Consider the following 11,615-nt stretch of genomic DNA (forward strand, 5'->3'; position numbering starts at 1 on the left):
GGGTTGCGAACTTGTCAAAACCAAACTCGCAACCCAACAAGACAAAAAATTAATCTTCGATGACAATACCCATACTGCGTGCAGTACCTTCAACCATGCGCATAGCTGATTCAACGCTAGCAGCGTTTAAGTCAGGCATTTTTGTTTCCGCGATTTCGCGTACTTTATCACGCTTAACAGTTGCCACTTTATTACGGTTAGGTTCACCAGAACCAGACTCAATACCAGCTGCTTTTTTAAGTAAAACTGCAGCAGGTGGAGTTTTAGTAATAAATGTAAATGAACGGTCTTCAAAAACCGAAATTTCAACAGGAATGATAAGACCAGCTTGGTCAGCTGTACGAGCGTTAAACTCCTTACAGAATCCCATGATATTAACACCGGCTTGACCTAGTGCAGGTCCAACTGGTGGAGCTGGGTTAGCTTTTCCAGCAGGAATTTGCAATTTAACAACTTTAACTACTTTTTTAGCCACGAGACACACCTCCTTAAAGTCCGTGATGTGGTAATAGGGGAATCCCCCTCCCACTCAACAACTTCATTCTTTATATGAATGACGAAATAACTAGCTAGCGATCTTGAGTGAACTCAAGACGTACCTTTGCTATATTACCACTTCTATACACTCATTTCAAGCTCTTTTAAATTACAATTTATCGATCTGCGTGAACTCAAGTTCAACAGGTGTTTCTCTACCAAACATATTAACGAATACTTTGACTTTGCTTTTATCGTAATCAATTTCTTCAATCGAGCCAGTGAAGTTAGCAAATGGTCCATCGATGACCTTAACTGTTTCTTTCAGTTCAAAGTCGATTTCTGTTTTGCGTTCTTCAAGACCCATTCTCTTCAGAATGGTTTCAGCTTCGCCTGGCAGCAGCGCAGTCGGCTTTGAGCCTGATCCAGCTGATCCAACGAATCCAGTGACACCCGGTGTGTTACGAACGACATACCAAGAGTCGTCAGTCATTACGATTTCCACTAGGACATAGCCAGGGAATACTTTCTTTTTGACGACTTTTTTCTTACCATTTTTAATATCCGTTTCTTCTTCTTCTGGTACGACGACGCGGAAGATTTTATCCTGCATGCCCATTGATTCAACACGCTTTTCCAAGTTCGCTTTTACTTTGTTTTCATAGCCAGAGTACGTATGCACAACATACCAATTCTTTTCCATTTTCGTTCAGGACTATTTAGTCCTTCCCTCCCCACATTTCATAATGTCTATTTGACGAATCTCGAGTACCGGTAAATATTTTCAAGCAATTGAAAAAACCCGTAAAACGGGTTTTTTGGCAAGTCATATTATGATCTATTATAGCACGTTCAGCAGACCATTATTCAAGTATTAATGAATTAATTCGATTAATTGTGAGATTCCTATATCAAGAAAAGAGAAAAAGATTGCAAAGAATACGACTGTTAAAATAACAGTGATTGTGTAGCGGACCATTTCGTTCTTCTTTGGCCAGCTGACCTTTTTCATTTCTTTTCCGACACTTTTTAAGAAACTGATAATACGCATGTAAAAGACCTCCACAGAATAAAGAACGCAAATCTTACTTCGTTTCTAAATGTGTTTTATGTGAATTACAAGTCTTGCAATATTTCTTAACTTCTAATCTTTCAGCTGCTGAAGCAACACTTTTCATTGTCGTATAATTGCGGCTTCCGCAGTCTTTACAGGCTAGAGTAATCTTTTTCCTCATATTTACACCTATTTTCTCGACATCATTTCATTAGTACCTTATCACAGTGTCGAAAAAGCTGTCAATATAGGTTTGATTAGAGACTAATTTCGCGAAGCTCTAAATATTTCTCTAATTTTCTCTTTACTCTTTGGAGTGCGTTATCAATTGATTTCACATGACGGTTTAAATCTTCAGAAATCTCTTGATAGGATCTGCCATCAAGATAAAGCACAAGTACCTTTCTTTCCAGCTCGCTAAGCAGTTCTCCCATCTTCATTTCGATATCATCAAATTCTTCTTTGCTAATGATTAAGTCTTCTGGGTTAAGCGCTTTAGCACCGGAAATGACATCCAATAATGTTCTGTCCGATTCTTCATCGTAGATCGGCTTGTCTAATGATACATAGGAATTTAACGGGATATGTTTTTGGCGAGTAGCTGTTTTAATTGCGGTGATAATTTGGCGGGTAATACATAATTCTGCAAAAGCCTTAAATGAAGTAAGCTTGTCCTCTCTGAAATCGCGGATAGACTTATAAAGTCCGATCATTCCCTCTTGGACAATGTCCTCTCGATCCGCTCCTATCAAGAAATAAGATCTTGCTTTCGCACGTACAAAATTGCGGTATTTCGTTATTAAATAATCTAGCGCATCACTATCTCCGACATGAACCCTTTCAATGACTTGTTCATCTTCCAACTGGCAAAATTGCTCTCTGATGGACTTACCCTTGCTGTTGTTTAGATTCACTTCGATCCCCCCGACCGCACCTAGATAGAAATATTATACATTAATGGTTGAAATATCGTCAAGCTATTCCAGATTCCCGCGCCGCCATTTTTCAAACGTTTTCAATACATCTTCTGACAATTCAATCTTAGATGCTGGTTTATCAGAAGTAATCTTTTTGACTCTCGATTCAATCTTTCGTTCTATCACTTCAATCTCTCTTAAAAGCTCACGAGCAGACTTCCGAAGAGCTCCTTGTCCAAAAATAGCCCATTGTTCCGTAAAATCTGAGGTTGCCACATGAATTTGCGTCCGAATATTATTCAAATCCTGCGCCAGCTTCTCAATCCGCTCATCCGCCGTTTCATTCTCTCTCGTAAAGATGACCTCTACTCGGTGATTGGTCCGCTTCTTTTCAATTCCTTTAACCATATGGGCATCGAATACGACAATGACTCGATACCCTGTGTATGCTTGATATTCTGCTAAATGTTGAATCAGAACGTCTCTGGCTTCTTCAAAGCTGTTTTCCTTTAAGTGCTGCAGCTGAGGCCATGCACCTATCATGTTGTATCCATCGACTAAGAGGATATCCATCTCTATTCTCCTAACGGATAACGTTTTCGATACACTTCATACATCAATAGACCAGCAGCTACTGATGCATTCAAAGAAGTAACCTTCCCGGCCATAGGCAGTTTAATTAGAAAATCACACTTTTCTTTAATCAATCGGCCAATTCCTTTACCTTCACTGCCAATCACAAGAGCCAGCGGCATTGTACCATCAAATTGTCTGTAATCCTGTTTAGCAGACGCATCTGTTCCCGCAACCCAGATTCCTCTTTCTTTCATTTCATCAAGGGCTCTTGAAAGATTGGTCACTTTTGCAACAGGAATATGCTCAATTGCTCCAGTGGATGCCTTAGCAACTGTTGTTGTTAGACCGACCGCTCTCCTTTTTGGAATGACAATCCCGTGTGCCCCTACAGCATCTGCCGTACGCATAATCGATCCTAAATTATGCGGATCTTCAATTTCATCTAAAATCAGAAAAAATGGCTGCTCATTCCGCTTTTCAGCGATTTGATACAGATCGTCCAATTCTGCATATTCATATGCTGCTACTTGTGCAACGATTCCCTGGTGCTGACCTGTAACCATTTGATCAAGCTTTTTCCTCGGAACATACTGAATGGTGATATTTTGCTTTTTAGCGAGTTCAATGACCTGCTGGGCTTGTCCTTTTACAGTGTTTTCTGCCATCCAGAGCTTGTATAACTCCCGATCTGACTTCAGTGTCTCAATCACTGCATTTTTCCCAATGACATAATCATGTTGCTGACTCATTTGTCTTCCTCCCTGACGTTCCGATTTCAATCGCCTGACCAATCAGCTCTTCTAAGCGTTCGTCCTGCTTTTCGATAAATAAATAACCCATGAGCGCTTCAAACGCTGTACTATAACGATACGTTTGAACGTCTGTGTTTTTAGGCACTGTGCCTGATTTTGCATTTCTTCCTCTTTTCAGCACCGCTTCTTCTGCTTCAGTGAAAAAGCCTTGCTGCTGAAGCGTAAATAAAATAGCAGCCTGTGATTTAGCTGAAACAATTTTGCTTGCTCGTTTGTGCAGCTCATTTGGTTTTGTCGCCCCCGTTTGGAGGAGGTGATGCCTCACATATACTTCAAAAATGGCATCACCCATATAAGCTAGCGCAAGTCCGTTCAGCTGTTTACCATCTTTCAGCTTTTCAAAATTCAACATTGCCTATTCTCCTCTTTTCCAGCGAGTACCTTGAGGAGTGTCCTCCAACACAATATTCATGTTCTTTAATTGGTCACGAATTTGATCAGATAGGGCAAAGTCACGATTTCTTCTAGCTTCATTACGTTTTTCAATCAACGCTTCTACCTCTTCGTCAAGCGTGTGCTTTTCTTCTAATGAGAAGCCAAGAACAGAAGTAATTTCTTGGAACAAGCCGATAAATGCCTTGATCACTTCCTCCGAAGTATGATCATTTTCCATATAATAATTCGCCTGTTTTGCTAATTCGAATAAAACAGAGATCGCATTTGCTGTATTGAAGTCATCATTCATTTCAGAAATAAATGTCGCACGCTGTTCTTCAATTTTTGCCAGCCATTCAGCATTGTCTTCCGTGATATTCGTGCTGCTCTCGAGACGGTGATGTAAATTCGCATACGATGTCTTGAGTCGGTTAAACGCACTCTTTGTACTTTCTAATAAATCCATTGAGTAGTTAATTGGGTGACGATAGTGAACCGACAACATAAAGAAGCGGAGCACATCCGGATCTTGTTCTTTCACAATGTCATGCACCAGCACAAAGTTGCCAAGTGATTTCGACATTTTTTCATTATCAATATTAATATACCCGTTATGCATCCAATACTTCGCAAAAGGCTTCCCTGTCAAAGCCTCAGATTGGGCAATTTCATTCTCATGGTGCGGGAATGTTAGATCCTGTCCGCCAGCATGAATGTCGATCGTATCACCTAAATATTTTTTGACCATTGCCGAGCATTCGATGTGCCAGCCTGGGCGTCCTTCGCCCCATGGGCTATCCCATGAGATTTCCTGATCCTTTGCAGCCTTCCATAGGGCAAAATCAAGTGCATCTCGTTTCTTTTCACCTACACGAATACGGGCACCTGTCTTCAGTTCATCAATTGATTGATGAGAAAGCTTTCCATAGCCTTCAAATGAGCGTGTGCTGTAATACACGTCGCCATCCGCTTCATAGGCGTAGCCTTTTTCAATCAATGTCGCAATAAACGCAATGATATCATCCATGTTTTCCGTTACTCGCGGGTGAAGGTCTGCTTTTTTGCAGCCTAGTGCACTGACGTCTTCGAAGTAGGCTTGGATAAACCGGTCAGCAATTGTCGGCACATCTTCTCCGAGTTCATTGGCTGCTTTGATGAGTTTATCATCCACATCTGTAAAGTTTGATACAAAGTTCACATCGTAACCGCTGTATTCTAAATACTTACGTACAGTGTCATAAACAATAGCAGGTCTAGCATTCCCGATATGAATGTAGTTATAAACGGTTGGTCCGCACACATACATCTTGACCTTTCCTGGCTCAAGCGGGACAAATTCTTCCTTCTTACGTGTCAATGTATTATAAATATTGATTGTCATGATTGTTCTTCCTTTCTGCTCAATGAAGCCAGCTCACCTTTTAGCTTTTCCATTTCTCGTTCCAATTCTTTAAAACGATCGGAAATTGGATCTGGCAAATCTTGATGATTGAGATCACGATTGATTTTCTTTCCATTTTGAACGACGACTCGCCCAGGTATACCGACAACGGTGGAATGATCGGGTACATCCTTTAACACGACCGACCCCGCTCCAATCTTGGCTCCTTTTCCAACTGTAATGGAACCAAGCACCTTGGCACCTGTCGCAATGAGGGCATCGTCTAAAATGGTCGGATGCCGCTTCCCCTTTTCTTTCCCTGTTCCCCCTAATGTCACGCCTTGGAAAACAGTGACGTTGTCTCCAATTTCACATGTTTCCCCGATCACAACGCCCATGCCGTGATCAATGAAGAACCGCCTGCCAATGGTTGCCGCCGGGTGAATTTCCACCCCTGTGAAAAAACGGCTGACCTGAGAAATGATCCGCGCAATAAAATACAGCTTCCGCTTATAAAATGCGTGCGCAATACGGTGAGCCCAAATCGCATGAAGCCCTGAATAGGTTAGCACTACTTCAATATAGCTTCTAGCAGCAGGATCTTGATCAAACACAGTATCAATATCTTCTTTCAGCATTTTGAAAAACACATGCTCCCCCCGTTCTCCCCATCAATCTCTCTTAGGACTTGCTCTCTTTTTTTGGACAAATAAAAAACGCCTCTGCCAAATGACAGAGACGTTTTGAAAACGCGGTTCCACTCTGTTTAGAAAGCCACATATCTTTCAGCCTTCTCAACTTAATCCCATAACGGAGGGTACCGCCCTTGCATACTAACGTACGTGTTCCTCAAGGGTCTTGAGGGTGCATTTCCAACGTCTGCCCATAAGTCTCTTTCAGCCGGTGGAGACTCTTTCTGTGATGGACGAGTACATTGTACTTCTCCCTCGCAACGATTTTCTTATATTTGTTTAATGCGGTTTAATACCGTTTCTTTACCTAGTAATTCAATACTTTGCGGAAGTTCTGGGCCATGCGTTTGTCCTGTGACAGCCACACGAATCGGCATGAATAGTTTCTTGCCTTTATGCCCTGTTTCTTTTTGTACCGCTTTAATGGCAGCCTTGATTTCATCAGGCGTGAAAGACTCAAGCTGTTCAAGCTGACCTGCAAAAGATGCCATCACTTCTGGTACTTGCTCCTCTGCTAGAACTTCCTTTGCCTCTTGATTATACTCAATTTGCTCCTTAAAGAACAACTCTGTTAACTCAACAATTTCTGCTCCGTAGCTTAATTGTTCGTGATACAGAGAAATAAGCTTGCGTACCCACGTGTTTTCTTCTTCTGTCAGCTGCTCACTTACCTTGCCTGCTTTTTGAAGATGTGGAAGTGTTAGTGCCACAACCTGATCAAGATCAAGTGCTTTCACGTATTGGTTGTTCACCCATTTTAGTTTATGCATATCAAATAGAGCTGGTGACTTAGAAAGTCGGGTTACATCGAAAATGTCGATGAATTGCTCTTTTGTAAACAGTTCTTCTTCGCCTACTGGAGACCATCCAAGTAATGCAATGAAGTTAAACAGGGCTTCAGGTAAATAGCCTAAATTCTTATATTGCTCGATGAATTGAATAATTGATTCATCACGTTTACTTAATTTCTTGCGGTTTTCGTTCACAATCAACGTCATATGTCCGAATAGCGGAACATCCCAGCCAAATGCATTAAAAACCATAATTTGTTTAGGCGTATTTGAAATATGATCCTCTCCGCGAAGAACGTGAGTCATTTTCATCAAATGATCATCCACGGCTACGGCAAAGTTATAAGTTGGCGTGCCATCTTTCTTCACAATAACAAAATCACCGATGCCATCTGTTTCAAACGAAATATCGCCTTTAACCATGTCGTCAAATTTGATGATTTCTCCTTTTGGCACTCGGAAGCGGATGCTTGGCTCTCTTCCTTCAGCAATTAGCTTGTCCTCTTCTTCTTTTGATAAATGACTGCATTTACCAGAATATCGAGGCATTTCACTGCGGGCGATTTGTGCTTCACGCTCTGCCTCTAGCTCTTCTGCCGTACAATAGCACTTATACGCCAAATCCTTCTCTAACAGCTCGTCATAATATTTTTTGTAAATATCATTTCGCTCTGATTGTCTGTAAGGACCGTAACCGCCATCTTTATCAATGCTCTCATCCCAATCAATACCGAGCCATTGCAGGTGGCGAAGCTGGCTTTCCTCCCCGCCTTCTACATTACGCTTTTGATCCGTATCCTCGATTCGAATAATAAATTTGCCGCCTTGGCTGCGTGCGAACAAATAGTTGAAAAGAGCCGTTCTAGCATTCCCAATATGTAAATGACCAGTTGGACTCGGTGCATAACGAACACGCACTTCATTTCCCATGAGTTTAACTTCCTTTCATCTGCATCATGTTGTCTGACACCAATTTTTTATAAACGTATTTTATCATCAAAACCCATTCTCATCAAAATGGATTTTACTTTTTCTGAAGAAGCACTGTTGCCTGAGAGGCAATTCCTTCGCCTCTTCCTGTAAATCCGAGTTTCTCTGTCGTTGTTGCTTTGACGTTCACCTGTGTGACATCTGCCTCAAGTGCTTCTGCGATTTTCTCACACATTGGTTGAATGTAAGGTGCCATTTTTGGTTTTTGCGCCATGATGGTGCAGTCAATATTCACAAGTGTGTAGCCTTTTTCTTTCACAAGTGCCCACACATGCTGCAATAATTTAAATGAATCTGCATCCTTAAACTCAGGGTCTGTGTCTGGGAAATGTCTGCCGATATCTCCTTCAGCAATCGCACCCAGGCAGGCATCTGCCACTGTGTGAAGCAGTACGTCAGCGTCTGAATGCCCTAGCAGTCCCTTTTCATAAGGGATGGTGACCCCGCCGATAATCAGAGGTCTCCCCTCTGTTAATTGATGTACATCAAAGCCTTGTCCTATTCTCAACATGATCTAGTACCCTCTTTCCGCATCCATAATTGCCTTGGCAACCAATAAATCATCCGGTGTTGTCAGCTTAATATTGGTATAGTCTCCTTGGACAATATACACATTCTCGCCATGTAATTGTTCAACAAGACTGGCGTCATCTGTTCCAAGGAAGCCTGTCCGCTCCGCATGTTCATGCGCCTCTTTTAAAATAGAATGACGAAAAGCTTGTGGGGTCTGGACCGCCCACAAGCTCTGACGTTCAATGGTTTGTTCCACTTTGCCTTCTTGAACGCGTTTGATTGTGTCTTTCACTGGTACCGCTACAACTGCGGAGCCTTTTTCAATCGCTGCTTTAACGAGCAAGTCAATCTGTGTATGCTTAATAAAAGGCCTTGCCCCATCATGAACAAGCACGATGTCCGCATCTTTCACAGCCTTTAATCCTTCGTATACACTTTGCTGACGTTCTTCACCGCCAGTGACAAGTGAAACAGGCGTTTGAAAAGCGTGTACCTTGAGTAGCCTTTCAAAGTCTTGACGCTCCTCCTCATTGATCGCTAGGATCATGCGTTTGCATTGTGAATGAGCGTCAAACACCTTTAATGTATGAATGATGACCGGCATTCTTTTCAGCTCGATAAAAAGCTTATTGCGGCCGGCCTTCATTCGTTTCCCCTGCCCCGCAGCCGGAATAACTACTTCATAATACATGTTCGTTCTCCCTTTAGAGCGCCTTCTCCAGAAGTTTTGGCTTCGCAAAAATCATTCTTCCAGCAGCAGTCTGCAGCACACTAGTGACGAGTACATCGATGTCTTTTCCAATGTAATTGCGTCCTTCTTCGACCACAATCATCGTACCGTCATCTAAGTAAGCAACACCTTGGTTATGCTCTTTCCCATCTTTGATGACCTGTACCTTCATTTCTTCCCCAGGCAGTACAACCGGTTTAACCGCATTGGCTAGATCATTGATGTTTAACACTGCTACTTTTTGAAGTTCGCATACTTTATTTAAATTAAAATCATTGGTCACAACAACACCTGAAGTTAATTTCGCGAGCTTCACAAGCTTGCTATCAACCTCTTGAATGTCTTCGAAGTCACCTTCGTAAATTTCAACTTTAATATCCAACTCTTTTTGAATACGATTTAAAATATCAAGACCTCTTCGGCCTCTATTTCTCTTTAACACATCTGAGGAGTCTGCAATATGCTGTAATTCCTCGAGTACAAATTGAGGAATGACCATGACGCCTTCTAAGAATCCAGTTTGGCAAATATCTGCGATTCTTCCATCAATGATAACACTTGTGTCTAAAATTTTCAGCTTTTTATCTTCTATTTCAGGTTCATCATCAGCTGCTCCTTTTTTCTTGCTGACCTTTGCAGACCGGGAGAACAGCCCCATCATTTCATCCTTCTTCTTAAAGCCTACCTGAAACCCAAGGTATCCTAAAAAGAAAGCCAGGAAAATCGGAATAATGGTACCAAAAATATGATATGGGATATTGTTTAGCGGGATCACGTTTACAATAAGATATGCTAGAATAAGTCCAAATACTAATCCGAAACTTCCAGATATAAGATCAGGAAGAGGCGCCTTCAATAGAGAATCCTCGATCCATTTCACCCAATTTACGACATAACCTGTGCACCATTTACCGATGATCAAGAATACAGCGGCTCCTATTAGTGCTGAAGAGTAAGCATTTGTTATGAAAGGTATGTCCTTTACATTTAAAAGCAGAAATAACTCTGGAATGATAAAAATCCCCACAACTGCACCAAAAATGATAAAAAACGCCTGAACGATTCTTTTTAACATACCTTCACCTCCTTTATTTTTCATCTGTCAATCCACCTTCATCTGACATTGATATATGTTTAAGTTTCCTATCATGAGCAACAGAAACAAAACCATCATTAATATACCCATATTCATCCATTTTTAACCGTAATAGAGAAAAATTTCTCTTCTTAAAGCTGACGGTCGATATAATGTTTTTCTTGTAACCTTTTTAATCCTTTTTTTATCTTTTTCGCTCTTACTTCTCCAATTCCTTCTACTTCATCCAATTCTTGTACATCGGCTTCCATAATTCGATCTAGCACACCGAATGCTTCAACCACATTTTCAACGATCGGCATTGGCAATCTAGGGATTTTATGGAGCAACCTGTATCCTCTTGTGTACACATATTCGTCAATATTTGTAGAAGCTGGATATCCAAGTAACTTGTACAGAATGGAATCATCTAAAAGCTCAAAGCTCGACATATCTTGAAGTTGTTTAAGCAGCACATACGGATCTTTGATCTTTTCTTTCACGTAATCTTTAATAAATAAGGCCGCTTCCTGCTCCATATCTGTAATCAGCTCATTGACCTGCAGACGGATCAAGTGTCCCTCTGTTCCAAGCTCTTTGATATACATATTGATTTCATTTTTGATTCTAAGAACCATTTCGTAGCGGTGCAGCACGGATAATACATCACCAAAGGTCACAAGCTCTTCAAATTCTAGGGCGCTTAACGCAGAAATGGCGTGATCTAAAATGGTTTTATATTTCTCAAGTGTTTGAATGGCTTGATTCGCCTTTGTTAAAATAAAACCAATATCTTTCAGCGTATAACGACGATTCCCTTGGTATAAGGTAATGACGTTCCTCCGTTCAGAAATGGCAATGATTAAGCAGCCTGTCTGCTTCGCTACACGTTCAGCCGTCCGGTGCCTCATGCCTGTTTCCGATGAATGGATAGTGGCATCTGGCATCAGCTGTGTATTCGCATACAAGATTTTTTGACCAGAATCGCTAAGAATAATAGCCCCGTCCATCTTCGCCAATTCATATAAATGTGCTGGAGAGAAGGCAGAATTAATGTGAAATCCTCCATCTACCACACTCTTTACTTTGTCATTATAACCAACAACAATGAGCCCGCCAGTATTGGCTCGCAAGACGTTTTCAATCCCTGCCCGCAGAGGTGTTCCTGGTGCCACAAACTGTACAATATCTAAGAGATCGAGTTCTCTCGCTCCTTTTTTCTCTTTTTCCAT

General features: G+C 41.4%; 15 protein-coding genes and 1 other annotated feature. All 15 genes read right to left on the reverse strand.

The window, feature by feature from the left end; translation table 11 throughout:
* Nucleotides 1-49: 49 nt before the first annotated feature.
* Complete coding sequence (gene rplK / locus V6Z54_RS06700; RefSeq protein WP_003216956.1) at nucleotides 50-475, reverse strand: 50S ribosomal protein L11; 426 nt, start codon at nucleotides 473-475, stop codon at nucleotides 50-52.
* Nucleotides 476-646: 171 nt separating this feature from the next.
* Nucleotides 647-1,180 (reverse strand): transcription termination/antitermination protein NusG, encoded by a 534-nt coding sequence (gene nusG, locus V6Z54_RS06705; protein WP_003217197.1) that lies wholly within the window; start codon nucleotides 1,178-1,180, stop codon nucleotides 647-649.
* A 171-nt stretch (nucleotides 1,181-1,351) separates the two neighbouring features.
* A complete protein-coding gene (secE, locus tag V6Z54_RS06710; protein WP_008345422.1) occupies nucleotides 1,352-1,528 on the reverse strand; it encodes a preprotein translocase subunit SecE in 177 nt (58 codons plus the stop codon).
* Nucleotides 1,529-1,562: 34 nt separating this feature from the next.
* Nucleotides 1,563-1,712, reverse strand: a complete 150-nt coding sequence (gene rpmG, locus V6Z54_RS06715; RefSeq protein WP_008356502.1) for a 50S ribosomal protein L33 — start codon at nucleotides 1,710-1,712, stop codon at nucleotides 1,563-1,565.
* Between the two features lie 76 nt (nucleotides 1,713-1,788).
* Entirely contained in the window at nucleotides 1,789-2,445 is a 657-nt protein-coding gene (gene sigH / locus V6Z54_RS06720; protein WP_008345424.1) for an RNA polymerase sporulation sigma factor SigH, read from the reverse strand.
* 63 nt (nucleotides 2,446-2,508) lie between these two features.
* A complete protein-coding gene (gene rae1 / locus V6Z54_RS06725; protein WP_338527843.1) occupies nucleotides 2,509-3,021 on the reverse strand; it encodes a ribosome-dependent mRNA decay endonuclease Rae1/YacP in 513 nt (170 codons plus the stop codon).
* A gap of 2 nt (nucleotides 3,022-3,023) precedes the next feature.
* Nucleotides 3,024-3,773: a 23S rRNA (guanosine(2251)-2'-O)-methyltransferase RlmB gene (gene rlmB, locus V6Z54_RS06730; RefSeq protein WP_024425588.1), complete on the reverse strand. Its 750-nt coding sequence runs from the start codon at nucleotides 3,771-3,773 to the stop codon at nucleotides 3,024-3,026.
* Nucleotides 3,757-4,188: a Mini-ribonuclease 3 gene (locus V6Z54_RS06735; RefSeq protein WP_024425587.1), complete on the reverse strand. Its 432-nt coding sequence runs from the start codon at nucleotides 4,186-4,188 to the stop codon at nucleotides 3,757-3,759. The genes rlmB and V6Z54_RS06735 overlap by 17 nt, the downstream gene beginning before the upstream one ends.
* A gap of 3 nt (nucleotides 4,189-4,191) precedes the next feature.
* Nucleotides 4,192-5,592: a cysteine--tRNA ligase gene (gene cysS / locus V6Z54_RS06740; RefSeq protein ID WP_034283904.1), complete on the reverse strand. Its 1,401-nt coding sequence runs from the start codon at nucleotides 5,590-5,592 to the stop codon at nucleotides 4,192-4,194.
* Entirely contained in the window at nucleotides 5,589-6,242 is a 654-nt protein-coding gene (gene cysE / locus V6Z54_RS06745; protein ID WP_034283914.1) for a serine O-acetyltransferase, read from the reverse strand. Before cysE ends, cysS begins: the two co-directional genes overlap by 4 nt.
* 81 nt (nucleotides 6,243-6,323) lie before the next feature.
* Nucleotides 6,324-6,554: a binding site (T-box leader), on the reverse strand.
* Nucleotides 6,554-8,005: a glutamate--tRNA ligase gene (gltX, locus tag V6Z54_RS06750; protein WP_338527844.1), complete on the reverse strand. Its 1,452-nt coding sequence runs from the start codon at nucleotides 8,003-8,005 to the stop codon at nucleotides 6,554-6,556. (Overlaps the previous feature by 1 nt.)
* 94 nt (nucleotides 8,006-8,099) lie before the next feature.
* Nucleotides 8,100-8,576: a 2-C-methyl-D-erythritol 2,4-cyclodiphosphate synthase gene (ispF, locus tag V6Z54_RS06755; RefSeq protein WP_003216928.1), complete on the reverse strand. Its 477-nt coding sequence runs from the start codon at nucleotides 8,574-8,576 to the stop codon at nucleotides 8,100-8,102.
* 3 nt (nucleotides 8,577-8,579) lie between these two features.
* Nucleotides 8,580-9,269 (reverse strand): 2-C-methyl-D-erythritol 4-phosphate cytidylyltransferase, encoded by a 690-nt coding sequence (ispD, locus tag V6Z54_RS06760; RefSeq protein ID WP_039175965.1) that lies wholly within the window; start codon nucleotides 9,267-9,269, stop codon nucleotides 8,580-8,582.
* 13 nt (nucleotides 9,270-9,282) lie between these two features.
* The gene (locus V6Z54_RS06765; protein WP_047203808.1) at nucleotides 9,283-10,383 is read right to left on the reverse strand and encodes a PIN/TRAM domain-containing protein; all 1,101 of its coding nucleotides are present in this window, start codon (nucleotides 10,381-10,383) and stop codon (nucleotides 9,283-9,285) included.
* Nucleotides 10,384-10,535: 152 nt separating this feature from the next.
* On the reverse strand, nucleotides 10,536-11,615 hold the full coding sequence (gene disA, locus V6Z54_RS06770; protein ID WP_024425581.1) for a DNA integrity scanning diadenylate cyclase DisA: 1,080 nt from the start codon (nucleotides 11,613-11,615) through the stop codon (nucleotides 10,536-10,538).

The organism is Bacillus sp. MAG717A (genome assembly GCF_036884855.1).
Lineage (GTDB): Bacteria > Bacillota > Bacilli > Bacillales > Bacillaceae > Bacillus > Bacillus safensis.

Excerpts from the sequence above, each read along its gene's own strand:
- ispD (WP_039175965.1), bottom strand. The coding sequence starts at position 9,269 with ATGTATTATGAAGTAGTTATTCCGGCTGCGGGGCAGGGGAAACGAATG.
- disA (WP_024425581.1), bottom strand. The coding sequence starts at position 11,615 with ATGGAAAAAGAGAAAAAAGGAGCGAGAGAACTCGATCTCTTAGATATT.
- V6Z54_RS06765 (WP_047203808.1), bottom strand. The coding sequence starts at position 10,383 with ATGTTAAAAAGAATCGTTCAGGCGTTTTTTATCATTTTTGGTGCAGTT.
- rlmB (WP_024425588.1), bottom strand. The coding sequence starts at position 3,773 with ATGAGTCAGCAACATGATTATGTCATTGGGAAAAATGCAGTGATTGAG.
- rae1 (WP_338527843.1), bottom strand. The coding sequence starts at position 3,021 with ATGGATATCCTCTTAGTCGATGGATACAACATGATAGGTGCATGGCCT.
- secE (WP_008345422.1), bottom strand. The coding sequence starts at position 1,528 with ATGCGTATTATCAGTTTCTTAAAAAGTGTCGGAAAAGAAATGAAAAAG.
- nusG (WP_003217197.1), bottom strand. The coding sequence starts at position 1,180 with ATGGAAAAGAATTGGTATGTTGTGCATACGTACTCTGGCTATGAAAAC.
- gltX (WP_338527844.1), bottom strand. The coding sequence starts at position 8,005 with ATGGGAAATGAAGTGCGTGTTCGTTATGCACCGAGTCCAACTGGTCAT.
- ispF (WP_003216928.1), bottom strand. The coding sequence starts at position 8,576 with ATGTTGAGAATAGGACAAGGCTTTGATGTACATCAATTAACAGAGGGG.
- cysS (WP_034283904.1), bottom strand. The coding sequence starts at position 5,592 with ATGACAATCAATATTTATAATACATTGACACGTAAGAAGGAAGAATTT.
- V6Z54_RS06735 (WP_024425587.1), bottom strand. The coding sequence starts at position 4,188 with ATGTTGAATTTTGAAAAGCTGAAAGATGGTAAACAGCTGAACGGACTT.
- rpmG (WP_008356502.1), bottom strand. The coding sequence starts at position 1,712 with ATGAGGAAAAAGATTACTCTAGCCTGTAAAGACTGCGGAAGCCGCAAT.